This is a genomic window from Collimonas sp. OK307, from assembly GCF_900113705.1.
Taxonomy (GTDB): domain Bacteria; phylum Pseudomonadota; class Gammaproteobacteria; order Burkholderiales; family Burkholderiaceae_D; genus Collimonas.
Map to the genome: position 1 here is coordinate 29,078 of NZ_FOQI01000019.1, position 25,791 is coordinate 54,868.

General features: G+C 56.8%; 22 protein-coding genes. 12 read left to right on the plus strand and 10 right to left on the minus strand.

Features of this window, described 5'->3' with window-relative positions; all coding sequences use genetic code 11:
* Positions 1-20: 20 nt before the first annotated feature.
* The 4 genes from BM205_RS20515 to BM205_RS20530 all read left to right on the plus strand — a co-directional run bounded on the left by BM205_RS20515 (position 21) and on the right by BM205_RS20530 (position 6,360).
* Positions 21-1,382, plus strand: coding sequence for an MBL fold metallo-hydrolase RNA specificity domain-containing protein (locus BM205_RS20515; RefSeq protein WP_092416720.1), 1,362 nt, complete (start codon positions 21-23; stop codon positions 1,380-1,382).
* 98 nt (positions 1,383-1,480) lie between these two features.
* Complete coding sequence (locus BM205_RS20520; RefSeq protein ID WP_254783984.1) at positions 1,481-2,962, plus strand: thymidine phosphorylase family protein; 1,482 nt, start codon at positions 1,481-1,483, stop codon at positions 2,960-2,962.
* Complete coding sequence (locus BM205_RS20525; protein WP_092416721.1) at positions 2,962-3,858, plus strand: ribose-phosphate pyrophosphokinase; 897 nt, start codon at positions 2,962-2,964, stop codon at positions 3,856-3,858. Before BM205_RS20520 ends, BM205_RS20525 begins: the two co-directional genes overlap by 1 nt.
* Before the next feature lie 57 nt (positions 3,859-3,915).
* Positions 3,916-6,360: a bifunctional acetate--CoA ligase family protein/GNAT family N-acetyltransferase gene (locus BM205_RS20530; RefSeq protein WP_092416722.1), complete on the plus strand. Its 2,445-nt coding sequence runs from the start codon at positions 3,916-3,918 to the stop codon at positions 6,358-6,360.
* Between the two features lie 10 nt (positions 6,361-6,370).
* On the opposite strand, the gene fnr is transcribed toward BM205_RS20530, so the two are convergent.
* On the minus strand, positions 6,371-7,177 hold the full coding sequence (gene fnr / locus BM205_RS20535) for a fumarate/nitrate reduction transcriptional regulator Fnr (RefSeq protein ID WP_092416723.1): 807 nt from the start codon (positions 7,175-7,177) through the stop codon (positions 6,371-6,373).
* 255 nt (positions 7,178-7,432) lie between these two features.
* On the opposite strand from fnr, the gene BM205_RS20540 reads away from it, so the two are divergent.
* Complete coding sequence (locus BM205_RS20540) at positions 7,433-8,083, plus strand: BON domain-containing protein (protein ID WP_092416724.1); 651 nt, start codon at positions 7,433-7,435, stop codon at positions 8,081-8,083.
* A gap of 60 nt (positions 8,084-8,143) precedes the next feature.
* Here BM205_RS20540 and BM205_RS20545 read toward each other — a convergent pair whose 3' ends face one another.
* Complete coding sequence (locus BM205_RS20545) at positions 8,144-8,992, minus strand: universal stress protein (RefSeq protein WP_092416725.1); 849 nt, start codon at positions 8,990-8,992, stop codon at positions 8,144-8,146.
* Between the two features lie 63 nt (positions 8,993-9,055).
* Positions 9,056-9,430: a TraR/DksA family transcriptional regulator gene (locus BM205_RS20550; protein WP_092416726.1), complete on the minus strand. Its 375-nt coding sequence runs from the start codon at positions 9,428-9,430 to the stop codon at positions 9,056-9,058.
* Positions 9,431-9,568: 138 nt separating this feature from the next.
* Between BM205_RS20550 and BM205_RS20555 the strand changes: the two genes are divergently transcribed.
* On the plus strand, positions 9,569-11,452 hold the full coding sequence (locus BM205_RS20555) for an AMP-dependent synthetase/ligase (RefSeq protein WP_092416727.1): 1,884 nt from the start codon (positions 9,569-9,571) through the stop codon (positions 11,450-11,452).
* Here BM205_RS20555 and BM205_RS20560 read toward each other — a convergent pair.
* On the minus strand, positions 11,449-12,690 hold the full coding sequence (locus BM205_RS20560) for an acetate/propionate family kinase (RefSeq protein WP_092416728.1): 1,242 nt from the start codon (positions 12,688-12,690) through the stop codon (positions 11,449-11,451). The genes BM205_RS20555 and BM205_RS20560 overlap by 4 nt on opposite strands.
* Positions 12,687-14,129, minus strand: coding sequence for a bifunctional enoyl-CoA hydratase/phosphate acetyltransferase (locus tag BM205_RS20565; RefSeq protein ID WP_092416729.1), 1,443 nt, complete (start codon positions 14,127-14,129; stop codon positions 12,687-12,689). Before BM205_RS20565 ends, BM205_RS20560 begins: the two co-directional genes overlap by 4 nt.
* 426 nt (positions 14,130-14,555) lie before the next feature.
* Between BM205_RS20565 and BM205_RS20575 the strand changes: the two genes are divergently transcribed.
* The 3 genes from BM205_RS20575 to BM205_RS20585 all read left to right on the plus strand — a co-directional run bounded on the left by BM205_RS20575 (position 14,556) and on the right by BM205_RS20585 (position 16,909).
* Positions 14,556-15,812 carry a cytochrome c family protein gene (locus BM205_RS20575; RefSeq protein ID WP_092416771.1) on the plus strand — a complete coding sequence of 419 codons (1,257 nt, stop codon included), beginning with the start codon at positions 14,556-14,558 and terminating at the stop codon, positions 15,810-15,812.
* On the plus strand, positions 15,813-16,541 hold the full coding sequence (locus tag BM205_RS20580) for a c-type cytochrome (protein ID WP_254783981.1): 729 nt from the start codon (positions 15,813-15,815) through the stop codon (positions 16,539-16,541).
* A gap of 62 nt (positions 16,542-16,603) precedes the next feature.
* A complete protein-coding gene (locus tag BM205_RS20585; protein ID WP_092416731.1) occupies positions 16,604-16,909 on the plus strand; it encodes a high-potential iron-sulfur protein in 306 nt (101 codons plus the stop codon).
* 76 nt (positions 16,910-16,985) lie between these two features.
* Here the strand turns inward: BM205_RS20585 and BM205_RS20590 are convergent, their stop codons facing one another.
* Entirely contained in the window at positions 16,986-18,023 is a 1,038-nt protein-coding gene (locus BM205_RS20590) for a zinc-dependent alcohol dehydrogenase family protein (protein WP_092416732.1), read from the minus strand.
* A 53-nt stretch (positions 18,024-18,076) separates the two neighbouring features.
* Positions 18,077-18,436, minus strand: a complete 360-nt coding sequence (locus tag BM205_RS20595; RefSeq protein WP_092416733.1) for a phasin family protein — start codon at positions 18,434-18,436, stop codon at positions 18,077-18,079.
* A gap of 377 nt (positions 18,437-18,813) precedes the next feature.
* On the opposite strand from BM205_RS20595, the gene BM205_RS20600 reads away from it, so the two are divergent.
* The 3 genes from BM205_RS20600 to ppk1 all read left to right on the plus strand — a co-directional run bounded on the left by BM205_RS20600 (position 18,814) and on the right by ppk1 (position 23,186).
* Entirely contained in the window at positions 18,814-20,130 is a 1,317-nt protein-coding gene (locus tag BM205_RS20600; protein WP_092416734.1) for an NRAMP family divalent metal transporter, read from the plus strand.
* Between the two features lie 125 nt (positions 20,131-20,255).
* The gene (locus tag BM205_RS20605) at positions 20,256-20,942 is read left to right on the plus strand and encodes a VIT1/CCC1 transporter family protein (RefSeq protein WP_092416735.1); all 687 of its coding nucleotides are present in this window, start codon (positions 20,256-20,258) and stop codon (positions 20,940-20,942) included.
* 189 nt (positions 20,943-21,131) lie between these two features.
* Positions 21,132-23,186: a polyphosphate kinase 1 gene (gene ppk1 / locus BM205_RS20610; protein ID WP_092416736.1), complete on the plus strand. Its 2,055-nt coding sequence runs from the start codon at positions 21,132-21,134 to the stop codon at positions 23,184-23,186.
* Between the two features lie 22 nt (positions 23,187-23,208).
* Here ppk1 and BM205_RS20615 read toward each other — a convergent pair whose 3' ends face one another.
* From BM205_RS20615 to BM205_RS20625, 3 genes are all read right to left on the minus strand, one after another.
* Positions 23,209-23,871: an amino acid ABC transporter permease gene (locus tag BM205_RS20615; protein WP_092416737.1), complete on the minus strand. Its 663-nt coding sequence runs from the start codon at positions 23,869-23,871 to the stop codon at positions 23,209-23,211.
* Positions 23,872-23,965: 94 nt separating this feature from the next.
* Positions 23,966-24,757, minus strand: coding sequence for a cystine ABC transporter substrate-binding protein (locus BM205_RS20620; RefSeq protein ID WP_371326515.1), 792 nt, complete (start codon positions 24,755-24,757; stop codon positions 23,966-23,968).
* A 154-nt stretch (positions 24,758-24,911) separates the two neighbouring features.
* A complete protein-coding gene (locus tag BM205_RS20625; RefSeq protein ID WP_254783982.1) occupies positions 24,912-25,778 on the minus strand; it encodes a Rossmann-like and DUF2520 domain-containing protein in 867 nt (288 codons plus the stop codon).
* Between the last annotated feature and the right edge of the window lie 13 nt (positions 25,779-25,791).

Here is a 25,791-nt window from a genome sequence, read left to right on the forward strand (position 1 = left end):
ACCCATAGAAGACATAAAATATGAACATCCAATTTTTGGGCGCAACCGGAACCGTGACAGGTTCAAAATATCTGCTCAGCGCCGGTTCGGCGAAAGTACTGGTAGATTGCGGCCTGTTCCAGGGATATAAGCAATTGCGCCTGCGTAACCGGGAGCGCTTGCCATTGCATCCGTCAGAGCTGGACGCGGTGATCCTGACCCATGCACATCTCGATCACAGCGGCTATCTGCCGCTACTGGTCAAGAACGGCTTCAAAGGAAAGATCTACTGCAGCGAAGCGACTTTCGAACTGTGCAAGATTCTGTTGCCAGACAGTGGTCATCTGCAGGAAGAGGAAGCCAGCTATGCGAATCGTCACGGCTTCTCCAGACACAGTCCGGCCCTGCCGTTGTATTCGGAAGCCGACGCGGTGCGATCGTTTGCCTTTTTTTCTCCGGTCCGGTTCGATACGGATTTTCAGGTATGCGAAGGCCTCAGCGCGCATTTGCACCGCGCCGGGCACATTCTGGGGGCTGCCATCGTATCGCTGCAAAGCGCAGAGGCGACCATAACGTTTTCCGGAGACCTGGGGCGCCCCAATGATTTGATCATGCTGCCGCCGTCTCTTATCGAAAAGACCGACTACCTGGTGGTTGAATCGACCTACGGCAATCGCCGCCACGATAGCGCCGACCCCGCTATCTTGCTAGGCAAGACGATACGCGACACCGCCGCTCGCGGTGGAGTAACGATCATTCCGTCTTTTGCGGTAGGGCGCGCTCAGGCCTTGCTCTATGCCATTCATCTGCTCAAAGCTGGTGGCGATATCCCGGCAGCGCTGCCGATCTACCTGAACAGTCCGATGGCGGTCGATGCCACCGAGATTTATCACAAGCACCGGCAAGATCACCGGCTCGATTACCAGCAATGCGAGGCCATGTTCCGCACGGCAAAGATTATCACCAGTGTAGAGGAATCGATTGCCTTGAATCAAAGGCAGCTGCCGATGGTCATTATCGCGGCCAGCGGCATGGCGACAGGAGGGCGGGTTTTACATCATTTAAAGGCTTTCGCCCCCGATCCGCGCAACACAATCCTGTTCGTCGGCTTCCAGGCAGGCGGCACACGTGGCGCCGCTATGATTGCCGGCGCCGATGCGATCAAAATCCATGGCGAGTACGTACCGCTGCGCGCGCAGGTAAGCCAGATCGACAATATGTCGGCGCATGCCGACGCCGACGAGATACTCGACTGGCTATCGCATTTTTCGAGTCCTCCCAGGCAAACCTTCATCACCCACGGCGAGCCTGCGGCGGCGGATGCATTGCGCAGGCGGATCGAAGAAAAATTGCATTGGTCATGCCGGGTGCCTGATTACCTGGAAAGCGTGGAGTTGCCATGAGCGATCGCAATTATCACAAGCCGATGGATCATAGGCCGATTTTCCACAAGCCCGTGCTGCAGCAGGAAATCTGCGGACCTGCGGCGGGCAGCTTGCGCATGCGACGCGTCGGTATCGATACCTACCAGGAACTGGTTGCCTACATGCGCAGCGATTGCGATATCTGCAAATCGGAGGGATTCGAAGCGCACTCCCGGGTCGAAGTGTGGCGTGGCGACCGGCGTATTGTCGCTACTCTCAATGTCGTACATTTTCCGATGATTGCCATGCACGAGGTCGGCTTGTCGGAAGCGGCCTGGCGTGCGCTTGACGGCATTGATGGCGATCTGGTGCGGATTGAACACCCGGCGCCGATGCAGTCATTTTCATCGGTACGGGCAAAAATATATGGACGCCCTTTTACCTCCGGTGGCGTCGATGCCATCGTCCGCGACATCGTTGCCGGTCGTTATTCGCAGATCGAAATGGCGGCCTTGATCACGGCCTGTTCCGGCAGCCGCCTGGACCTGACTGAAACGATAGCCTTGACCGATGCGATGGTCAAGGTAGGGCAGCGCCTGCATTGGGATGCCGACATCGTGGTCGACAAGCATTGCGTCGGCGGCTTGCCTGGCAACCGCACCACCTTGTTGATCGTGCCCATCGTCGCCGCATGCGGCTTGACGATTCCTAAAACTTCTTCGCGCGCTATCACTTCGCCTGCCGGTACCGCAGATACCATGGAAACCCTGGCGCCGGTAGCGCTGGACATTGCCGGCATGCGGCATGTGGTCGAGCGCGAAAACGGCTGTATAGCCTGGGGCGGCGCAGTCAGCCTTAGTCCTGCCGACGACCTGTTGATACGGGTGGAACATCCGCTGGACCTGGATAGCGACGGCCTGTTGGTTGCTTCCGTTTTGTCCAAGAAAATTGCCGCCGGATCCACCCACGTCGTGATCGACTTGCCAGTCGGGCCAACCGCCAAGGTCAGGTCGCCGGAAGCCGCGCAAGCGTTGGCTGAACGGCTGGTCAAGGTTGGTGCGGCATTGGGTATTGCGGTCAAACCGGTCATGACCAGCGGTACGCAGCCGATTGGGCGTGGTGTCGGCCCGGCTCTGGAAGCGCACGATGTACTCGCGGTCTTGCAGAACGCCGCGGATGCGCCGCAAGATCTGCGCGAGCGAGCCCTGTTGCTGACCGCCAGCGTGCTTGAGCTGGGTGGTAAGGCCGAGGCTGGCCAGGGGATGGCGTTGGCTACCAAAGTACTGGATAGCGGCGCCGCATGGCAAAAATTTCAGGCGATCTGCGAAGCCCAAGGTGGCATGCGGATACCGCCGCAGGCCACCTACACGCATCCGGTACTGTCCCTGCATAGAGGCAAGGTGGTTGCGATCGATAACCGAAGATTGGCCAGCATTGCCAAACTTGCGGGGGCACCGAAGGCGGCTGCCGCGGGAATTGTTTTCCGGGCTCCGTTGGGTACACGCATCGAAGTCGGGCAGCCATTGTTGACCATTCACGCCGAGTCGCCAGGAGAGCTGGCTTACGCACGGGCCTACGCTGAGGCGCAGGAAAATTTAGTTTCTTTACAGGAGGTTTGATGAAACCCGTATTTTTCACCATGCCGGGCAACGACGGCTTTGCCTCGCAGTTGCGCAGTTATTTACCAGCCGAGAACGGTGTCATGGAGATGCATCATTTTCCTGATGGCGAGTCTTGCCCCCGCTTCATGACTTCGGTCGCGGGACGTGACGTAGTGCTGGCCTGTGCGCTGGAGCGGCCGGATAGAAAAATCATGGAGCTGTATCTTGCCGGTTGCGTTGCCCGTGAGCTGGGAGCGCGTAGCGTCGGTTTCGTCATTCCTTACTTGCCTTACATGCGGCAGGATGCACGCTTCATGGACGAGGAAGGGGTAACTTCAGCGCATTTTGCGCGCTTGATTTCCAGTTGCTGCGACTGGCTGGTGACGGTTGAACCGCATCTGCACCGGTATCGCGAGCTGGCTGAGATCTACTCGATCCCGAACCGGGTGGTGCATGCGGCCCCTGAGCTGGCAAAATGGATTACCGGAAATGTAAAGCTTCCTGTCATTATCGGCCCCGATGCTGAAAGCGAACAATGGGTCGCCGCGGTGGCTGACGCGGTTGGATGTCCATATACGGTATTGCAAAAGAAACGGCATGGCGATCGCGAGGTAGAAGTCTCGATTCCGCACGTGGAAGACTGGGAAGGCAGGACACCGGTATTGATGGACGATATTGTTTCCACCGCCCGCACGATGGTCGCGGCTGTCAAGCAGATCAACGCAGCTGGCATGGCGCCCCCGGTATGTATCGCCGTGCATCCTTTGTTTGCCGGGGATGGCTATATCGCGCTACAGGTGGCCGGTGTCGATCATATCGTCAGCTGCAACACCATTCTCCATTCGAGTAACCGGATCGATATGGCAAAACCGACTGCCGTCGCTATCACCGAATTACTGAGATCGCGTAGCTAGCGTTGTGCCGGCTAGTGTGCCAACCAGTATGTCGACGGATAATTTTGAGAATGCGCGATGAGTGCAAGAAACCTGCAGTTTTTTTTCGCACCGCGATCGATCGCGGTCATCGGCGCATCTGAAAAGACGCAGCACATGGGAACGCATGGGCTGCAGCATCTGGTGCGAGGAGGCTTTAAAGGAAGCATCTTTCCGGTCAATCCAAAATACACCTTGCTGGAGGGCCTCAAGACTTATCACGACCTCGCTGAATTGCCGGCCGTGCCAGAACTGGCGATTATTTGCACACCATCGTCAACCATACCAGGGATCATCGGCCAGCTAGCCAGGCTGGGGACCAAAGCGGCGATCGTGCTAAGCGAAGAAGCCGGTGCCGGCGATAAATTGCAACCGGCAGTGCTGGAAACGGCGCGCCCCCATTTGCTGCGCATTCTCGGCCCCGGCTCGGCCGGCATATTGGTTCCGAAGATTGGGCTGAACGCCAGTCTTGCCGCAGCCGGGGCGTTGCAGGGACGGATTGCATTGCTCGTCCAATCCGGTACGTTGGCGGCGGGCATGCTTGACTGGGCAAGGTCGCAAGGCATCGGTTTTTCCAAAGTTATTACGCTGGGCGATAGCGTCGATGTCGATGTCGGCGACATGCTCGATTACCTAGCCGGCGACAGCGACACGCGGGCAATATTGTTATGCATCGAAGATATTCCGCATGCCCGTAAATTCATGTCGGCGGCACGCGCAGCCGCACGCAACAAACCGACGCTGATACTCAAGACCGGCCGGTGTGGCGGCGACTTCGCAGCGGAGTCTATATCGGGCAGGTCGGATGCAGTGCTGGATGCCGCGATTCGCCGGGCGGGCATGCTGCGGGTGTTCTCTACAGAGGATTTGCTCAGTGCGGTGGAGACCTTGTCGCAAGTCCGCCCGTTTGGCAATGGCCGGCTGACAATTATCGGTAATGGCCGCGGCCCCGGGGTGATGGCTTGCGACGCCTTGCTACGTGGTGGAGGAAAGTCAGCGACGTTGTCGGACGAGACCCTATGCAAGCTCAACCAGCTCCTGCCAGTGAATGCGGCGTGTTCCGCTCCGATCGCACTGCCGGCCAATGCATCGCCGTCATTGTACCGGCAGGTTCTGGAGGCCGTATCGGCAGACGCCGGAGCGGATGCCTTGCTTGTCATTCACGCGCCGAGTGCAAACGCATCATGCGTCGACATTGCCGATGCCATTATTCCGCTGGCCAGGCAGGGTGCGCGTAATATCCTCGTTTGCTGGCTGGGCGGCGCCGCGTTGGAGCCCGCACGGCATATTTTTGCGGAGGCGGGCATCGCCACCTACGCTACGCCAGAAGCTGCTGTATGCGGCTTCATGCAGATGGCCGATTTTCGACGCAATCAACATCTGCTGATGCAGGTGCCGCCGGCGATATCACCCGACCTTATTGCGGATCGGCCGGCTGCGCGCAGGATTGTCGCTGCTGCCCTGGCCGGCGGCCGGCTAATGCTGTCGGCAGCTGACACCGGCGCACTGCTGGCAGCATATGGGTTGCCGGTGAATGAAGTACATGGTGCAGACGGCACGCAGATGGCGACGCCGGTATTGAAAATCGGTATTGTTACCGATCCCACATTCGGTCCGGCCATTGTGCTTGGACAGGGCGGGAGATTTGATTTGCCTGTGATAGCGGCAGGTTTACCGCCGTTAAACATGGTACTGGCGCACGATATGGTATTGCATGCGACCGGTATAGCCGAGGCGACTGACGGCACGACGCAGCTCGAACCGGAGATCGACGAGATTTGCCGGAACCTGGTCAGACTATCCCATTTGCTGACCGATGTTCCAGAGTTGGTCGAACTCGAAATCCATTTCTCGCTGCCGGATGGAAAACACGTGGTGGGACTGGATGCAAATGGGCGACTGCAGCCGAGCGCCATTGTCGATGGCCTGCAGCGTTTGGCAATTTGCCCCTATCCGGAAGAATTGGAAGAAACCATCTCCTGGCAGGGCTCGACGCTGTTGCTGCGGCCGATCAAACCGGAAGACGGCCAGGCGCATATTGCGTTTTTCAACGCACTCGATCCTGAAGACGTGCGCTACAGGATGTTTGTCGGCGTGCGCGCACTGCAGCCATCGCAATTGGCGCGTTTTACGCAGATCGATTACGACCGCGAGATGGCTTTCATAGCAACCAGGAACAAGTCGGACGGCAGCGCCGAAACGCTAGGCGTGGCCAGGGTAGTCGCGGATCCGGACAACATCCAGGCGGAATTTTCGGTGATAGTGCGTTCCGATTTGAAAGGGCTGGGACTGGGCCATCTGCTAATGGCGAAATTGATTGCGTATTGCCGCCACCACGGCACCGCTGAGATCATCGGCGAGGCTTTGCCGCACAATACGCGCATCCTGCATCTGGTAAGAAAGCTTGGCTTTGATGTAAAGCCGCTGGAGCGCGATGGCACCATGTGGCTGCATCTGGATTTGCGGCCGTCGCAGCAACGTTGACGATCCTGGTTCAGATTTTGGTGGGAGGAGAGACAACAGGTTTGCAATCTTTTTTTGTCATCCGTCCCGACTCGCCGCCAAGCGCCAGTTCTTTCAGTTTCGTCAGGTCGAGGATCTGCAAATCCCGCTTGTCGACCGCGATCCAGCCTTGCGCCCTGAAGTGGGACAAGAGACGGCTGATACTTTCGATGGTTAGTCCAAGGTAATTGCCGATATCCTCGCGCGACATACGCAATTGGAAGCTGGTCGAGGAATAGCCGCGCGCCATGTAGCGGGAAGAAAGGTTGACCAGGAAAGCCGCAAACCGCTGCTCGGCGCGCATATTTCCGAGCAGCAGCATGATGTTTTGATCACGCGTGATTTCCTGGCTCATGATCCGATGGAAATGATGCAACAGGGTCGGGATATGGCTGAATAACTCTTCCAGTCGCGCAAACGGAATCTCGCAGACTTCGCTGTCTTCCAGCGCCACGGCATCGCAGTGGTGAAGATCGGAACTGATGGCATCCATGCCAAGCAATTCGCCGGCCATCTGGAAACCGGTGATCTGCTGTTCACCGCCATTGTTTATATGGCAAGTTTTGAAGTGCCCGAAACGAATCGCGTAGAGGTTTTTAAACGGATCACCCATCCGGTACAAACGTTGGTCGCGCAAGATGCGCTGTCCGCGTCCGATGATCTCGTCGAGGCGCGTCATGTCGGCGCTGTCCAGCCCCATCGGCAGGCATAGCTGGTGCAAGCTGCAACCTGCGCAGCTGGCTTTTAATACCGGAATGTTCAAAAGCGGCGACGCCACTCTGGCAAACGGCGTATTCATAGTCTTGGGTTAACTCCGCATTGATGGTTGGCTGGCTATCGATTCCCCGCGCGTGCGCACGGGAGGACGCGCCATATCGGTATCTTGTTGCTGAATGTACACCCTATGCAAGAGATATACAAATGACGGCAGATATGAATATGAAACGGCGGTCGTTGCAGGGGATTTCTTGATGTGCATCAAAACCTCATTCCTTGCCTTATTTATGATGGTTGTCAGAACGCGTGTTTTTGAAGCCAGTAACGGAGAGAAGAGATGAAAAGCGATCGTCAGTTAAAACAGGAAGTCATGGATGAGCTGGAGTGGGATCCGTCTGTCAAGGATATCGAGATCGGGGTCGAGGTGAAAGACGGTGTGGTGACGCTGACCGGGCACGTAGATAGTCATGCCGAGAAGTACGCAGCTGAGCGTGCGGCGTTGCGCATTGCCGGCGTCAAGGGAATTGCAGTGGAAATCGACGTATGGTTACCTGGTCCAAATGAGCGTAACGATGCCGATGTCGCGCGCGCCGCGGAATTGGCATTGGAGTGGAACGTATTGATCCCAAAGGACCAGGTCAAAGTCATGGTTGAAGATGGATGGGTGACGCTGAGCGGTGAACTGGAGCGTGATTATCAGCGCGTGGCGGCAGAAAATGTCATACGTAACCTGATGGGCGTCACCGGAATCAGTAATCAGATCCTGGTCAAGTCAGCCGTGTTACCCGCAGACGTCAAGGTCAAGATCGAGGCCGCGCTGCAGCGGCGCGCTCATATAGAAACACAACGCATCACGGTGGTAGTCAACGGCGACCAGGTGACCCTTACCGGCCCGGTGCGTTCGTGGTCGGAACGCTACGCAGCGTTACAGGCAGCAGCGGCGGCGCCGGGTGTGGTGCGGGTTGTCGACAAGATGATGATTGCCTAGCTCCGCTATTGTTATAAAGCGCGTTGTCAGCCATGCGTCGGCGGCAACGCGCTTTTTCTTTCAATGGAACATCAACACCGGCACCGTCATCGAAGCCAGGACAGTGCGCGTCACTCCTCCCAGCAATATTTCGCGGAAGCGGGTATGGCCATAGCCGCCCATGACGATCAGGTCGGCGCCGAAATCGGCAGCGTGCGACAAGAGCGCGTTGCCGACATCGATATCGGCCGGGATCTTTTGTTCCGTTACCTCGAGTTTGATACCGTGGCGCGCCAGGTAAATGGCGATGTCGGCTCCCGGCTGTTCGCCGTGGGCGTCGGCCGGCCTGCCGGTGTCAAGCACCAGTACCCGGACCAGATCGGCCTGTTGCAGCAACGGAATCGATGCGCTGACAGCGCGCGTTGCCTCCATGCTGCCGTCCCAGGCAAGCAGCACCCTTTTGCCGACCTGAGGGAAATGACCTGCATAGGGGACGATCAGTACCGGCCTGCCTGAATTCATCAGCACATATTCTTGGAAGTCGGCACGTAGCAGCGGCGAGTAGTCAGCTGGATTGACCTGGCCGATCACCACCAGGTCGCTGTAGCGCGCCTGCAAAACCAGGCCCGTGCCGGCGTCCTCCTCGATCAGGCGTTTTTCGAAGGACTTGACGTCCATCTTCCAGGCAGAGGATTCAAATTCCGCTAACAGACTTTCAGCATGCTCGCGCAGATCGTTTAGCGCGGAGCCGAGAAGAGCCAAATTGCTGTCTCCGATTACTCCCGGCATGAAGAATTGCGGCGCAACGCCGGTAGCTGCGGCGCCGATCAGATGCGCGTTGTACTTTTGCGCAAGCAAAGCGGCGATCCTGATTTGTTCATGAGCGCGCCTGGATTCATCCACGTGCACAAGTATGGTTCGATATTCCATGTGATATCCCTCCGGTTGATCAATGCAGAAAACTTGATTCTTTAAAAAATTAAAGAGGCAAATTCATGAGTTGGGTTCCAAGCCCTGTCGTTGACTGCTTTCCAGAGCAGCCTGGCATGACTGGCATCGTTCTGCGGTCGGATGCAGGCGTAGCCGTTGTGGCGCGATAACCGCCCCGCATGCAAGGCAGTTGCCGTAGGTGCGCGTTTTGATACGTTGTAGCGCGGCCTGGATTTTGTTCGGCTCTGCCGACTTGTTGCGGAGCAAAGCAATTTCGGCAGCGCTGAGCAACCCTGTCATCGCGCCGGCCTGGCACCGTTGCGAGCGGATTGTCGCGACTATATATTTGCGTCGCCGCTGCAACTGGGTTTCGAGTTGTCTTGCCAAGCTGAAAGAGATCATTTTTGCTCCGTTCGTAAATAACGAATGTCCGTACATGGCGCGATCCCCCACGAACGACTGCTTTCAGCATAACAATGGCTTGGTGGAAAAATTTGATCCATATCAACTCAACCGGAAACAGTTGTAATTAGACTTGTTTAATGGGCGCAGCAACAAAAAGGATCAGGAAACCTCATGAAAACCGCTATTGCAGCTAATTTTATGAAAATGGCAACGCTTGGAGACTTGTTTGACTGGCGAGTCGGGGAGACTCCAGAGAACGAGGCATATCGTCACTTCAATTCAGAGTCAGGGCGCTGGCACTCCCATACCTGGGCGCAAATCGGCGAGCGCGTCAGGATCTGGCGCAGCGCGCTGACGGCGTCACGTCTGCCCTCGGAGGCACGAGTGGCTGTATTGCTGCCGAATGGTCTGGATGCTGTCTGCATCGACCAGGCGAGCCTGGCGCTGGGCCTGATTCCCGTGCCGATGCACGCGCTCGACAATCCGGCCAGCATCGCCTACATCATCAAGGATTGCGATGCCTCGATGCTGGTGCTGTCGACCCGTGCGCAGTGGGAAGCGATTGCAGCGGTCGGGGAAACCATGCCTTTTTTGAAGCTGGTATTGGTGGTAGACGATGGAAATTTCGACAATCACTACGCGTCGGCTCCTGTTCATGGCGTGGTGGTTGCTTTAGCTACCTGGCTGGCCGGCGGCGCACTACCCAACAACATACGCAGGCCGCCGGTATCGGGCGGCGCCCTGGCGGCGATCGTCTATACCTCGGGAACTACCGGCAAACCTAAGGGTGTCATGCTGACCCACAACAATGTACTGTCGAATATCCAGGCGGTGATGGCGCGGGTCGAGGTGCGCTCGTCCGATGTGTTCCTGTCGTTCCTGCCGCTATCGCACACTTTCGAGCGCACCGTCGGATATTACCTGCCGGTTGCGGCCGGCAGCTGCGTCGCTTACGCGCGGTCGGTGGCGCAGATTCCTGAAGATCTGGCGACGATCCGGCCGACGGTATTGGTTTCGGTGCCGAGAATCTATGAACGGGCTCACGTGAAATTGCAGGGAAAGCTTGCCGAATCCGGTTATTTGACGCGACGTCTTTTCGCGTTGACGCAAGCGATCGGCTGGCGGCGTTTTTGCCGAAGCCAGCAGTTACCTTGCAACGGCGCTTCCCCGGGTTGGCTGGATCAGTTGTTGTACCCTGCCTTGCGATTGCTGGTGGCGCGCAAGGTGCTGGCGCAGTTCGGCGGGCGCTTGCGTGTCGCAGTATGCGGCGGTGCACCTTTATCGCAGGCGGTGGCAGAATGCTTTCTGGCGCTGGGTTTGCCATTGGTGCAGGGATACGGCATGACAGAAACATCGCCGGTGATATCCTGCAATACGCCGTCCGACAATTGGCCGGCCACGGTTGGCAAGCCGCTGGAAGGCGTCAGGGTGCGTATCGGCGAGAACAGCGAGTTGCAGGTGCGCGGCGGCGGTGTCATGGCCGGATATTGGAAACGCCCGGACGACACCGCCAACGCAATGACCGACGACGGCTGGTTGCGCACCGGCGATCAGGCGGCGATGGAAGGTGGGCGCATTCGCATCATCGGCAGGATCAAGGAGATTATCGTCACTTCAACCGGCGAGAAAATTGCGCCGGCGGATCTGGAATTGGCGATCACGGCCGATCCGCTATTCGAGCAAGCATTCGTGATTGGCGACAACCGCCCGTTCATCGCCGCTTTTGTTGTACCTGGCCGTAGCGGCCTGGATACGCTGCTGCAGCAACTTGAGCTTGGTGCCGGCGAAAGCGTCAATCTGGATTCTGCGTCAATACAGACTGCCGTTTTGCAGAGAATTCAAGCAGCAAGCAAGCACTTTCCCAGTTATGCGGTGCCGCGGGTTGTCCGGGTCACGATGGAGCCATGGTCGTTGCTGAACGGGCTGATGACGCCGACACTCAAACTCAAACGCAATGCCTTGCTTGCGCATTTTCACACCGAGATTGACGATATTTACGCGCAGCGTACGCCAGCCCAGATAATAGATGAGGCCGTACAAGCAGTCGTCAACTAAGAATCGAGCATGACTAGCGCGTGCCGGGCTGCGATCCATTCTTCGTTGGTGGCCTCGACGGCGACTGCGACCCTGCTGGCATGTGCGGATATCAATGGCGCGTTGCGTTGATTGGCACTGCCTTCCAGGTGTACGCCAAGAAACTCCAGGTCACGGCAAACGCGGCGGCGAATCTCCGCACTGTGTTCACCGACACCGGCCGTAAACACCAGTAAATCGAGGCCGCCCAATACGGCGGTCAATGCACCGATTTCGCGGACGATACGACGCACGTACAAGGCGAGTGCGGCGCGCACCTGGTCACCGACGGCATCGTCCCGTTGCTCTTGCGCGAATAGGATCGGCGGATCGGCAGAAACACCGGAGACCCCAAGCAAGCCTGATTCGTGGTACAGCAAGTGCGCTACTTGTTCCAGGCTTAATTTTTCGATCTCCATCAGGTAAATTACCGCGCCCGCGTCGAGTGCGCCGCAGCGGGTGCCCATCATCAACCCATCCAGTGCAGAAAATCCCATTGTGGTGGCGACGCTGCGCAGATCTTGCATTGCGCACAGGCTGGCTCCGCTACCCAGGTGGGCCGCAATGACACGGTCGTGCGCCGCAGCGCCGAAACGCTCATCCAGCGCCACCGACAGGTATTCATAGGACAAGCCATGAAATCCATAGCGGCGCAAGCCGCGCTCCCACAGCGCGTATGGCAGTGGCAGCATTTGTTCGACCGGCGGCAGCGTGTGATGGAAGGCGGTATCGAAGCAGGCGACCTGAAGCAGGCCGGGCTGGCTGGTCAGCAGCACTTCGATGGCTTCCAGTGCAAACGGCTGATGCAAAGGAGCCAGTGGAATGTAATTCTTCAAATCCGCCAGCACTGTCGCATCAATCCTGGTCGGTGCGGAATACTTGCTGCCGCCGTGCACCACGCGATGCGCAACCGCGCACAAGCGGCGTGCGCCAAGATGCAGGCCAACCCGTTCGCGAATATGCATCAGCGCGGAATGATAAGGCTGTTGCGTGTCTAACGCCAGTGGTTCAGGTTCACCGCCAGTCTCGATATAACCTGGCTTGGCGCCGCCGATGCCCTCGATTTTGCCTTTCCATTCAGCCTGTCGCGGCAGCGGAGCGCCGGTAGCATGGCTGACATCAAACAGCGCGAACTTGATGCTGGACGAACCGCAATTGAGCACCAGGATGAATCTTTCATTGTTATTGGCTGGCGTCACGGATTGGGCTGGGATATTCATTGGGGATGGTCGCGATAATGGTGCGCCAGCATCAATGCGATGGCGCAAGAGGCGATGCGGGTCTCGCGCGAATCGGCCCGGCTGGTGAGGATGATCGGCACTTTGGCGCCAAGTACGATGCCAGCGCTGGCAGCGTCACTCAGATACTCGAGTTGTTTGGCCAGCATGTTGCCGCTTTCCAGATCTGGCACGATCAGGATGTCGGCGCGCCCGGCGACTTCCGATACGATGCCTTTGATGCGCGCGGCGGCGACCGATACCGCGTTGTCGAAAGCCAGGGGGCCATCGAGGATGGCGCCGGTAATCTGGCCGCGGTCAGCCATCTTGCACAATACGGCGGCATCCAGCGTTGCCCGCATGCTTGGGTTGACCGTTTCCACCGCCGCCAGGATCGCTACGCGCGGACAGGCGACCCCGATTACGTGCGCCAGGTCGATCGCATTACGCACGATGTCGACTTTGTCGTCCAGCGTGGGTTCAATATTGATGGCGGCATCGCTGATAATGAAAGGGCGTGGATACGCAGCGGTTTGCATCAGATAGCAATGACTGATGCGGCGCTTGGTACGCAGTCCGGCGGATGCCGCCAGCACAGCTGCCATCAATTCATCGGTATGCAGGCTACCTTTCATCAAAGCTTCAACTTCGCCTTTGCCTGCCATTTCGGCGGCGCGTGCCGCCGCCGCGTGGCTGTGCGGGACATCTTCAATGGCTATGCCGGTCAGGTCCAGGCCGGCAGCAGCGGCCACCGCTTCGAGTTTGGCGCGCGGCGCCACCAGCAACGGCTCGATCAAGCGCGCCTGGCGCGCGTCCAGCGCGGCCGATAAACTCAGTTCGTCGCAGGGGTGCACCACTGCGACGCGAATGGCGCTGAGCGGGCGTACGTGTTCAAGCAGCCGTTGTACCTTGTCACCGGAACTGATACGGACTTCCGGCAAGGTCGTTCTGGAATATACGATCTTTTCGCTGGGCGCGATGACGTCGGCATCGCCTTCGATCACGATCTTGCCATCCTGGTTGATACATGAGCAGCGCAGGCTGAGTCGCTTGTTGTCAGGCTCGCGCGCAGTCACCGTGACGCTGATGGTCAAGGTGTCGCCCACCCGCACCGGATGTAAGAATCGCAAGGTCTGGGCCAGATATACAGTGCCTGGCCCGGGCAGGCGGGTGCCCAGCACGGCAGAAATCAGCGCCGCTCCCCACATGCCATGGGCGATCACGCCATGGAACTGGGTGGATGCGGCGAATTCGGGATCGAGGTGCTGGGGATTGACGTCGCCAGACATGACGGCAAACAGCTGGATATCTTCGGTGCTCAACGTGCGTTCCATGGCGGCGCTGTCGCCGATGGAGATTTCATCGAAAGTCAGGTTGCGGAGCACCCGCAATTCATCGTGAAGCAAATTCTCGTGGGAAGTGGAGCGAACGGTATCGGTCATGTTAGTCAAGAGTAGATTGAACGGGAGCCTGGTCGCAGACCAGACAGCGACGCTGCGGCTTATTCTAAGAATAACAATGATGCACAAGAAAAATTTGATGCAAATCAACTATACAGGACAGCCCCAATACCTGGGTCACAGTGGGCGTGACGATAACCCCGGATGTTTCGGGGAAATTTGATTCACATCAAGAACCATGTTTGCCTGCGCGATTACGCTGATTGCACGCCGTTGGGGGAGGAACGGATTAATTGACAAATGCTAAAAAAATACCTACTGTCAATTGATTCGAATGCGGTTCGGGCTTTGCAACAGTAGTTTTAAAAACTATGAAAGGGGCGGCTTGGGATGGATTCGTTCAAATACCTATATCGGGGAATGAGGTATTCCCATCTCCTGGCCGCCATTTTTATAGTACAAGGCCTGTTGAGTCCACTGGTGGCGCACGCGTTACCGGTTTTCGCCAGGCAAACCGGACAAAATTGCGTTGCCTGTCACGCCGGCGGTCAATTTCCTGAACTGACAGCTTACGGAAGATTATTCAAGCTTACCGGCTATACGATCGGTACGCGCACCATTCCGCTATCGGTGATGGGGGTAGCCAGTTTCACCAAGAGTAAGAATCCGGATAGCGACGTGGCGTTCGCCAAGGATGCGGTCGCCCTGTTTCAAACCGGCAGCGTCTTCCTGGCCGGCAAAGTTACTGACAATGTCGGTGTGTTCGGACAGTGGACCTACAACAACTACGACAATCAAAATCAGGACACAGGAAAATGGCAAGGGAAGTGGGCTTCCGATAATTTCGACCTGCGCTACGCCGATCGATTCATTGGCCCTACCCAGGATTTTATCTACGGATTCAGCCTGAACAATAATCCTTCCCTCACCGATCCCTGGAACACCGCCCCCGCATGGATCCAATATGTCCCGACCAAATTCGGCGTCACAGCACCTGACGCCAGCCCCATCATTGGCCAACTTGGTACCCAGGTCGCCGGGCTGACCGCCTATGCTTTCTGGAATAAGACGCTGTACGCGGAGGTGGCTGCATATCAGACCAGCAACGGCGTATGGTCGTTCCTAAGCCAAGGCACGAAAGCGCAGGATCAAACGAATCTGAAGGGCACCAATCCCTACATACGGCTGGCGCTCAGCCACGACTGGGGGCCGCATAGCGCGATGATCGGGGCACTTGCCATGAATGCGCAAATCTATCCCGACAACACCAATCCTGTAGGCGCGACGACACGCTATCGTGACCGCGGGATAGACGCCCAATATCAATATCTGCTGGATCCGCATACCGTGACGGCGCAGGTCAGCTTTATCAGGGAGACCATAACAAATGGCGACGTGACAGGCGTCGCCAGCAATGCCTCGAATACGCTTAATCAGTTGCGACTGAAAGCCAGCTACGTCTATCGGGCGAAATACGGTACCAGTTTGAGCTATTTCAGCACCACCGGAAGCTCGGATCCGACTTTGTATCCGGATGTCGCAGCCAATCCGGGGACACGCGGCTGGGTTCCCGAAATATTCTGGATGCCGGTGCAATACGTTCGAATTGGCGTTCAATACTACGCCTACACCCAATTCCACGGAGCCTCCAGCAACTATGACGGTTCCGGACGCAATGCCAAAGACAACAATACGTTGTTTCTATATGTGTGGGGAGCGTACTAAATGAATAGTTACGGCGATGGTACATCCGCACAACGCATGGCGATGAAAACCCGATTCGAACATGTGAAACGGACGGGACTTTATTTTTCTTTGAGTTTAATCGTCGCGGCGAGTCTTGCAGCTTGCAATCTGCCGGAAAGATCTCGTTCGCTGGGCGATCCGAATGTCGCGGCGAAGACGCTCGCACTGCAAGTTTGTTCCAATTGCCATGGCGTTCAGGGTGTTTCCGTGTCGCCCAACTTCCCGAATCTGGCGGCGCAGTCGCAACCGTATCTCGTGGAACAGCTCAAATCATTCAAAAGCCATGGCCGTTCCGATCCAGCTGGATTCGAATACATGTGGGGCATCAGTGCCCGGCTAACCGACGATCAGATCAACGGACTTGCTGCCTATTTCTCGTCGCAATCGCCACCCTCGGGTAAATCTGGAAATCAGACATCGTCTAAGGAAACATCGTTTAAGGAAGGTCAGAAAATTTTTGAACAAGGCATTGCCGCAAACAACACACCTGCCTGCTCCGGCTGCCATGGCGCGCACGGTGAAGGCATTCAACAGTTCCCGCGTTTGGCGGGCCAGCATTCCGACTATATCGTCAAACAACTGATGGTTTTTCAACGGACAGATGAAAGACCGGAGGGCGTCATGATGAAAGGGATTGCACACGAACTCACGCCGGAGAATATGAGAAATGTCGCTGCCTATCTGGAGGCGATGCCGTCCACTCAATGACGTGTTCTGGCGATTGGCCATTGTTGGCTTCGCCCCGATTCTAAAAATTTTGGAGAAATATCATGACCAGCCGTCGCGAATTTATTGTACAAATTGGTTTGGGAGGCGCCGCACTGGCATCGGGCCATAGCCTTGCCCAGGGTGCTATGGTGGCCGAGAGTGATGCCCAGGCGGCAGCTCTGGGCTACAAAGCCGACGCTACTAAAGCGGACAAGGTTAAATTTCCAAAGTACGCTACTGGCCAGCTTTGCGGCAATTGCTCGCTGTACCAAGGTAAGCCGGGTGATGCAGCTGGCGGATGCCCCCTGTTCGCTGGCAAACAGGTATCCGCCAACGGCTGGTGCAGCGCATGGACCAAGAAGTCCTGAGGCCTGGCCGGTTCGACCGGCCAGGCGCAGTGACGACATGCCGCAATTCCAAATGATCCCGGGTGCGCCTACGGATTTACGTATTGCTGATGATGACCTTCAACGCATGTTCTTTCTCTGCGTTGGAAAAGACATCGTAGGCATGCAGAAATTGATCGAATGTGAAACGGTGGGTGATCAAATTCTCCGGTTTCAGTTTTTTCGATTCAACGTTCTTGAGCAACATCGACGTGGTATTGGTATTGACCAGGCCGGTGGTCAGCGTGATGTTCTGCGCCCATAGCTTTTGAATCTGGAAATCGACACTTTTGCCGTGCACCCCGACATTGGCGATGTGGCCGCCGGGACGGACGATCTGTTGGCAGATATCAAATGTCTGCGGCACGCCGACGGCCTCGATTGCGACGTCGACACCATCCTTCGTGCTCGCCATGATCTGTTCTGCAGCATCGGCTTTGGCGCTGTTGATCACTTCTGTCGCACCGAATTTCCTAGCTAGCGCCAGGCGCGACTCATCGATATCGATCATGATGATTTTTCCCGGCGAAAAGAATTGCGCAGTCAGCAGGGCAGCCATCCCGATCGGACCCGCGCCGACGATGGCAACGGTATCGCCCGGCTTAACGGCGCCATACAGGACGCCGATCTCAAAACCGGTGGGCAAGATATCGCTAAGCATGACCAAGGCTTCTTCATCCATCCCGGCGGGGATCGGATACAGGCTGTTGTCGGCTTGCGGAATCCGCACATATTCAGCCTGGGTGCCATCGATCAGATGCCCCAGTATCCAGCCGCCGTCTTCACAATGCGAATACATTTGCCGCTTGCAGTATTCGCATTTCCCGCAAGAGGTGATGCAGGAGATGAGTACGTGGTCGCCCTTTTTGAAATTGCTGACGGTTTCACCCGTTTCTTCCACAATGCCAACCCCCTCGTGCCCCAGTATCCTGCCGCTGGTTACTTCCGGCACGTCACCTTTAAGGATATGCAGGTCGGTGCCGCAAATCGTGGTTTTGAGCATCCTGACGATGACGTCGGTGGACTTGGAAATCTTTGGCGTGGGAACCGAGTCCCATGATTTTTTTCCCGGTCCGTGATAGACAAGGGCTTTCATGCAGGATGGGCGTGTCATTCAAATCTCCTTGATCGGTTGTTGCACTTTACGTCTTAAGCCGCTTTGATTTTTCGGCTGGCGTTGGCCACATGCGCGGCTGCGACCCCGGCGATTTCGGCCTGCGTGCAAGAAACAATATCGGCCATATGATGGCCATAGTGGAGGGCGCTATCAACGGTTGGCCGCACCTGGGCCGATCTCAGCAGCAGCCATTCTTGCGGGGTCGTCGCCGACATCATTTGTTGCGACGAATTTAACGATGCATCCAGGGATGCCTTAGCCGTGCTCAGGTTCAGGTTGATCGCCTTTTCCATGCCATCAACCGCCGTTCGGGTGATCTGAACCATTGCCGCGAGCTGCGCTTCGTAACCAGCCTTCATTACTGTCGAAATCGATTCCAAGAGCGGAAACATGGGTTTCTCCTTGTAGTAAATGGAAATGGAAATTGCGGGGCGTCAGGCTGATTGGCGACTATCTAACCAGATTGCAGTGTGACGTTTGTCAGGCTGGCGGTATTGATGCACATCAAATTTGCTCAAAAAATTCGCGACGATCTACACCTTGGAAAAATCGTTGCGCCTTCGATAGCAAATTGATCGTTGCTGCGGGCTTCATGTCGTAGCACACGCCAGTTAGCGTAATTTTGATCCAGGTCAAGTCCGTCAGGGCGCTGCCCGATACCATTCGATGCGTATTCGAGATGCCGATCAGATGACCTGCATGCGCAATGAAAACTTGTTTTTAACACCGGCTGTCGCCCGTGTTCGCGTCCCGCCAATAAGGTCTGTGCATGAAATTGACAAACGATAACGTCATCGCTCCGATTCGCGGACACGGTTTCCGCAGCTTGTGGGAGCGTTTGAAGGAACATCCCTTGGCGCGGATCGGACCGGGCTTGATCACGGGCGTCGCCGACGACGATCCTAGCGGCATCGCCACCTACTCCCAGGCGGGCGCCCAGTTCGGTCTCAATATGCTGTGGACCATGCCGCTGGCTTTTCCATTGATGGCGGCGATTCAATCCATGTGCGGGCGTATCGGCCGAGTCACCGGAAAAGGGCTGGCAGCCAATATCAAGACCACGTTTCCACCCGCCGTATTGCTGGTTGTCGTGTCGCTGCTGCTGATCGCCAATATTCTCAATATCGCTGCGGACGTGGCTGCCATGGGCGAAGTTGCCGAACTGGTCACAGGATTCGACCGTCATCTGATGACTGCATTTTTTGTATTTGGAACGCTGCTGCTACAGGTGTTCATTCCTTATCATCGCTATGTCTTCTTCTTGAAGTGGCTAACCTTTTCTCTGCTTGCCTACGCTGTAGTCTTGTTCACAGTCCATGTCCCCTGGGCAGAGGTGGCGACGCGCACGGTCTGGCCGAAATTCCAGTTCAATTCCACAACGGCCGCAGTGATTGTCGGGATTTTCGGTACTACCATCAGCCCCTATCTTTTTTTCTGGCAGGCGTCTGAAGAAGTCGAAGATATGCTGGCGCAGCGCGGCGCCGTACCGCTGGTGCTTGATGGACGTGCCGCCGGCGGCGAACTGCGGCGCATCCAGTGGGATACCTGGAGCGGCATGCTCTATTCTGACATCACTGCCTATTTCATTATCCTGGCGACGGCGGTCACGCTTAACGTAGCCGGCGTCAGGGACATCGATACCGCAGCGCAGGCAGCCAGCGCATTGCGGCCTCTGGCCGGCGATTTCGCCTATACCATTTTTGCCCTTGGCATCCTGGGTGTCGGCCTGATCGGCGTGCCGGTGCTGGCCGGCTCCGCGGGTTACGCCCTGTCGGAGGCAATGGGCTGGAAATCCGGCCTGGAACGAAAAGCCAGCGATGCGCGCGGGTTCTACGGCGTCATCGCCGTCAGCGTGCTTGCCGGACTTGTCATCCAGTATTCGCCGATTAGCCCGATGAAGGCTTTGTTCTGGAGTGCCGTCATCAACGGCGTCGTTGCCGTGCCCTTGATGGTGGTGATTATCGTATTGGCTTCAATGAAATCCGTGATGGGTGAGTTCACTGCAAGCAGGTTGATTGTCGCTCTCGGCTGGATTGCAACGGCGGTGATGGGGGCTGCTGCCGTGCGCATGTTTATCCCCGGATAGGTTGCCGTGTTTCCCTGCCTATATTGCTCAGCTGCATGATACGATGCACATGTAATCGGCGCCAGGCCAGCATCGGATGCCGCCTTGATTTTGGTAAGTGCGGGGTATCACAATATCGATAAGCCATGATTGCACATATACATCGCACCCATCGATCTGGCTGGCTACGCGCGAGCGTACTCGGTGCAAATGACGGCGTACTGTCGATTTCCAGCCTGTTGCTCGGGGTTGCAGCGGCACACATGAATCCGGAAGGGATCCTTGTCGCCGGCTTCGCGGGACTTGTCGCCGGTGCTTTGTCGATGGGGGCCGGTGAATTTGTCTCGGTGAGTTCGCAGGCAGATACGGAACGGGCCGATCTCGACATCGAACGACGCGCATTATTGCAAGACTATGATGCAGAACATGCAGAGCTGCGCGATATCTATATCCAGCGTGGCCTGGATCCCGAGCTCGCCTCAAAGGTCGCACAGCAACTGATGGAGCATGACGCCATTGGAGCGCATGCACGGGACGACATCGGTATCACTGAAGCGTTGACGGCGCGGCCAATGCAGGCCGCCATATCGTCGTCCCTGAGCTTCGTGCTGGGCGGCGCCGTGCCGATGCTGGCGGCCGTTCTGGCGCCTGCTGTCAGCTTTATTCCGACGATTGCGGTCGTCTCCCTCATTTTTCTCGGTGCGTTAGGCGCGTTCGCCGCATATGCCGGTGGCGCGCCCATCATGCGTGGAGCCGCGCGTGTCCTTGCGTTGGGCTTACTTGCGATGGGAGTGACGGGGGTGGTCGGGGCGTTCTTCGGTGGAGGAGCATAGCCGGTCCTGTGCTGTCGTCGCGCACAAGTGCAAACAAACGGAGAGCGGTGGCGAAGGTAGTGGCGCATGCACATTGTTTGTCATCCTCGTGTCACATTGCCTCCTTACAATCAAACATGTCATATTGGTAAGCGTCAAGACACTCAAATCGTAACGCTCTAATCCCCCTATCACTCTACCGACCGGATCATGACTTTCCCATTGCTCAATCGCGAACTCGGTGTACTTGCCTTTAACGAGCGTGTCCTGGCCCAGGCCGAAGATCCCGCCGTGCCTTTACTGGAGCGACTCCGTTTCGTCTGTATCACCAGCAGTAACCTGGATGAGTTTTCCGAGATCCGGATGTCCGGCTTGCAAGAACAGATCAGGGTGGCGGTGGATGGCGTGACGCCGGACGGCATGTCGTTGCAGCATGCTTACAGCACCATCAGCGAGCGTGCGCAGAAACTGGTGGCGCGTCAGTACGCTTTGTTCAATGAGGTGTTGCTGCCGGCCTTGAACGCGGAGGGTATCGCCTTCTATCAGGAATCCGAGTGGAATGATGAGCAAACCGCCTGGGCGCATGAGTTTTTCAAGACGGAGCTGCTGCCGGTACTGACGCCTATCGGCCTCGACCCGGCCCATCCTTTCCCGCGGGTGCTCAACAAGAGTTTGAATTTCGCGGTCAAATTAAGCGGCAAGGATGCCTTCGGCCGCGAGACCGAACTGGCCATCGTGCAGGCGCCACGGGTCTTGCCGCGTCTGGTCCGGATGCCGGAGCATTTATCCGCGCACGCGTATGGCTTCGTGCTGTTGAGCAGTTTCATGCAGCGCTTTGTCGGCGAACTGTTTCCGGGTTTGTCGATCGGCGGCTGTTATCAATTCCGGGTGACGCGTAACAGCGACTTGTTTGTCGATGAAGACGAAGTCACCGATCTGCGGCTGGCGCTACAGGGCGAGTTGCCGACCCGCCAGCTGGGTAATGCGGTGCGCCTGGAAGTGGCTGACGGTACGCCGGCATCGCTGGTGCAGCGTCTCCTGACCCAGAACGGCCTGGCGCCTGCCGATTGCTATCGCGTCAACGGTGCGGTCAACCTGGTGCGCCTGATGCCTTTGCCGGACCTGGTCGACCGGCCCGATTTGAAATTCACGCCGCATACGCCGGTGCTGCCGAAGGCCTTTGTGACCGGCGCTTCGGTATTCGATGTCATCGATCAGAACGACGTGTTGCTGCATCATCCCTATGAAAGTTTCCAGCCGGTGCTGGAGCTGCTGCAGCAGGCGGCGATCGATCCCGATGTTCTAGCCATCAAACAGACCATTTATCGTACCGGCAACGATTCGCCATTAATGAGCGCGCTGATGCAGGCGGCCAAGAATGGCAAGGAAGTCACAGTGGTGCTGGAGCTGATGGCGCGCTTTGACGAAGAAACCAATATCGGCTGGGCGGCCAAGCTGGAAGCGGTTGGCGCCCACGTGGTGTATGGCGTGTTCGGCTACAAGACGCACGCCAAGATGCTGCTGATCGTACGCCGCAAGCGCCACGCCAAACATACCAAATTGAAGCGTTATGTGCATCTGGGTACCGGCAACTATCATCCGAAAACCGCGCGCCTATATACCGACTTCGGCCTGATGACCAGCGACGATAAAATTTGCGAAGACGTGCATAACGTGTTCCAGCAACTGACCGGTTTTGGCAAGCAAGTACCGCTCAAGCGCCTGTGGCAATCGCCGTTTACTTTGCACGCAAATGTCCTGCACGCAATCCAGAAAGAAGTCGACGCCGCCAAGGCTGGCAAGCAGGGTTATATCATCGCCAAGATGAACGCCTTGCTGGAACCTACGGTGATTGAAGCCTTGTATCTGGCTTCCCAGGCGGGCGTCAAGATCCAGCTGTTGATTCGCGGTGTGTGTGCTTTGCAGCCGGGCGTGCCGGGCTTGTCGGAAAACATCAAGGTGCGTTCCGTTATCGGGCGTTTTCTTGAGCACCATCGGGTATTCTATTTTTATGCCGACGGCGAAGAACATGTGATGCTGTCCAGCGCCGACTGGATGGATCGCAATTTATTCCGTCGTATCGAAACAGCATTCCCGATCCTGGACGGCAAGCTCAAGCGGCGTGTGATCGAAGAGAGTTTGCTGATACATTTGCAAGATAATGCATCGGCCTGGGATATGGATAGCGAAGGCCGCTATAAACGGGCCAACCCTGGCGACGCCACACCGCTGGTCAGCCAGATCGATTTGCTGTCGCGCTTTTAAACCGGGCTTTTAGTTTGCGTTTTCAGTTTGATTTGTGCGCTTGCCCCAGCTTGGTTTCCAGGCGGCTTTGCAAGCGCTCAAAGCACAAGCTCAGGCACCAGTAAATCGCCGCGGCAGCCAGATACAGCGGCAACGGACGGAAGGTCACCGCAATGATTTCCTTGGTGGCCAACATCAACTCCGTTACGGTGATGACCGACACCAGCGAAGTATCCTTGATCAGGCTGATCAAGGTATTGCTCATCGATGGCACCGCAATCCGGATTGCCTGGGGAATGATGATGTAGCGTAGGGTTTGCCAGTAATTCAGGCCGATGCTGTAACTGGCGGACCATTGTCCTGTGTGCACGCCGACAATGGCGCCGCGCAGGCTTTCCGACAGATAGGCGCCGGCATTCAGGCTCAACGCCAGGACGCCTGCGGTCAACGGCGAAAAGCTGATGCCTATGCTCGGCAGGCCGTAATAAATCACGAAGATCTGCACCAGCAGCGGGGTGCCGCGCATCAGGCTGACATAGGTGCTGGCCGGCCAGCGCGCCAGACGCGACGGCAAAATGCGCGCAATCGCCAATGGAAAGCCGAGTAGCAGTCCCCCCAGCATTGACGCCACTGCAAACACCAAGGTGTAGCCTACGCCGCGGAACAAGGTCGGCCCCGCTTGCTGCAGCAAATCTAGTAATTCCATATTGTCTTTTTTAAACCTAGATTTTCTTGCTTAAAAAAACATCCCCGCGATGGGCGGGGATGTCTGGTCTGACTGAAGTGTAACGTGAATTCCGTTACTGCGCCGATGGCGCTTTGCTAACGTCAAAGCCGAACCACTTGAATGAGACTTGCTTGAAACTGCCGTCTTTCAGGATCTCGTCCAGCGCTTTATTCAAAGCTGCTTCAAATTTAGGGTTGCCTTTTTGGAAAGGAATGCCGATTTTATCGACGTCGCCGAACGTGGCGCCGGCTTTCAATGGCAGATTCGAGGTTTTGAGCAGATAGCCCACCAGCAGCCTGTCATTCAAGGCTGCGTCGATACGGCCGCTGGCAAGGTCAGCCAGGTACTCAGGCGAGCCAGGATAGGTTTTGACATCAATCCCTGGCACTGCCTTGGCCTTTTGTTCAAAATTGGTGCCTTGGCCCAGGCCGAGTTTGTAACCCTTCAGCGATTCCAGGGTCGGGAAGCTGCGCTTCTCGTCTTTCCTGATGATCAATTGCGCCGTGGACAGGGTGTACGGTTGAGAAAAGTCGAAGGCTTTTTGACGCGCTTCGGTAATCCCGACCTGGTTGATGATGACATCGTATTTGCCGGCGCCGAGGCCTGCCAGGATGCCGCTCCATTCGGTTGTCGTGAATTCCGGCTTTACGCCAAGCCTGGCCGCCAGCAGCTTGGCGACATCAACCTCAAAACCGTCCAGCTGGCCGCTTTTCGGATCTTTGAAATTGAATGGAGGATAGTTACCTTCCATCGCCACTCTCAGGGTGCCACGGGTTTTGACGGTATCCAGCAGGTCTGCTGCGAACGCGTTGAGCGCAACGCCGGTGATCAGTATCGCGGCTGCAATCTTGCTCAGTTTTGACATTGTGGTGGCCATTTTTTTCCTTTGGTTGGTAGCAATTGGTAGCACTATGTTAAGCGTTTTTCCCTGCAAATGTGAAATGATGGTTTTGCGACTTCATATGCACTTATTGTCTTTGCATTTCAGGAAAATATCAGCTATCGCCGATCTAGGCAATTTACGGTTTGCCGGGTTTGCTTATTTTCTTGCGCAGGGCCAGATCGGTAGTCAGTGCGGCAAACTGTTGATATAGCTCCGCGATCCGCGGTTGCCATTGCCGGACCGCCTGATATTGCCTGGATACAGTAGCCAGGTCGCCGCGTGCGATCGGGCCGGTGAGGGCGGTTGCCGGACCAAGCCGAAAAGCGTTGGCCGCGCTTTCAGACAGCAACGGTTCGATCAATTTCAAGGCAAGCTCCGGTGCGATGCCTGCTGCAACGTATGCCTGTTGCGCGACATCGATCAGCGTCACCTGATAGTTGGAGGCGAATACTGCCGCAGCATGGTACAGGGTCTTTTGTTCGCGCTGGATTTCTACCGATTGCGCGCCAATGGCGCTGAATGCAGGTCCGAGAACCGCCAGAGCGGCGGCATCGCCTTCACTGCCGCACCAGGTGCCGTCGAAATGGCCTGCGACTTGTTGTGGATCGGCAAAGCTGCGGATGGGATGGACGCTGGCGACGGCCGCGCCTTGTGCGGTAGCTGCAGCCAGTTCAAGCGACGACAGCGCGCCGCTGCAATGAAACACAATGCTGCCCGGTTGCAGTTTGCCGGCGGCGGCGAGGGCGTTGCAACAGGTGGCGATCTGGTCGTCGCTTGTTGCAATCAGATAGATGTCAGCGCTGCGCAGACCGGCATGGTCTGCCACTACGCTGCCGGCGCCGATGAAGGCGCTGGCCCGTTGTGCGCTGGCGGTCGAACGGTTCAGGATGTCGAGCAAGACAAATGTCTGGCGCTCATGCCAAAGCCGGCCCAGAGCCTGGCCGACTTTGCCGCAACCGATGATGCTCAAGGTGAGAGGACGGCGTTGGCCGCCGTCCGGCATTGCGTTTAGTTGC

Coding starts and splice junctions, on each gene's coding strand:
- BM205_RS20515 (WP_092416720.1), top strand. CDS start 21: ATGAACATCCAATTTTTGGGCGCAACCGGAACCGTGACAGGTTCAAAA.
- BM205_RS20520 (WP_254783984.1), top strand. CDS start 1,481: ATGCGACGCGTCGGTATCGATACCTACCAGGAACTGGTTGCCTACATG.
- BM205_RS20525 (WP_092416721.1), top strand. CDS start 2,962: ATGAAACCCGTATTTTTCACCATGCCGGGCAACGACGGCTTTGCCTCG.
- BM205_RS20530 (WP_092416722.1), top strand. CDS start 3,916: ATGAGTGCAAGAAACCTGCAGTTTTTTTTCGCACCGCGATCGATCGCG.
- fnr (WP_092416723.1), bottom strand. CDS start 7,177: ATGAATACGCCGTTTGCCAGAGTGGCGTCGCCGCTTTTGAACATTCCG.
- BM205_RS20540 (WP_092416724.1), top strand. CDS start 7,433: ATGAAAAGCGATCGTCAGTTAAAACAGGAAGTCATGGATGAGCTGGAG.
- BM205_RS20545 (WP_092416725.1), bottom strand. CDS start 8,992: ATGGAATATCGAACCATACTTGTGCACGTGGATGAATCCAGGCGCGCT.
- BM205_RS20550 (WP_092416726.1), bottom strand. CDS start 9,430: ATGTACGGACATTCGTTATTTACGAACGGAGCAAAAATGATCTCTTTC.
- BM205_RS20555 (WP_092416727.1), top strand. CDS start 9,569: ATGAAAACCGCTATTGCAGCTAATTTTATGAAAATGGCAACGCTTGGA.
- BM205_RS20560 (WP_092416728.1), bottom strand. CDS start 12,690: ATGAATATCCCAGCCCAATCCGTGACGCCAGCCAATAACAATGAAAGA.
- BM205_RS20565 (WP_092416729.1), bottom strand. CDS start 14,129: ATGACCGATACCGTTCGCTCCACTTCCCACGAGAATTTGCTTCACGAT.
- BM205_RS20580 (WP_254783981.1), top strand. CDS start 15,813: ATGAATAGTTACGGCGATGGTACATCCGCACAACGCATGGCGATGAAA.
- BM205_RS20585 (WP_092416731.1), top strand. CDS start 16,604: ATGACCAGCCGTCGCGAATTTATTGTACAAATTGGTTTGGGAGGCGCC.
- BM205_RS20590 (WP_092416732.1), bottom strand. CDS start 18,023: ATGAAAGCCCTTGTCTATCACGGACCGGGAAAAAAATCATGGGACTCG.
- BM205_RS20595 (WP_092416733.1), bottom strand. CDS start 18,436: ATGTTTCCGCTCTTGGAATCGATTTCGACAGTAATGAAGGCTGGTTAC.
- BM205_RS20600 (WP_092416734.1), top strand. CDS start 18,814: ATGAAATTGACAAACGATAACGTCATCGCTCCGATTCGCGGACACGGT.
- BM205_RS20605 (WP_092416735.1), top strand. CDS start 20,256: ATGATTGCACATATACATCGCACCCATCGATCTGGCTGGCTACGCGCG.
- ppk1 (WP_092416736.1), top strand. CDS start 21,132: ATGACTTTCCCATTGCTCAATCGCGAACTCGGTGTACTTGCCTTTAAC.
- BM205_RS20615 (WP_092416737.1), bottom strand. CDS start 23,871: ATGGAATTACTAGATTTGCTGCAGCAAGCGGGGCCGACCTTGTTCCGC.
- BM205_RS20620 (WP_371326515.1), bottom strand. CDS start 24,757: ATGTCAAAACTGAGCAAGATTGCAGCCGCGATACTGATCACCGGCGTT.
- BM205_RS20625 (WP_254783982.1), bottom strand. CDS start 25,778: ATGCCGGACGGCGGCCAACGCCGTCCTCTCACCTTGAGCATCATCGGT.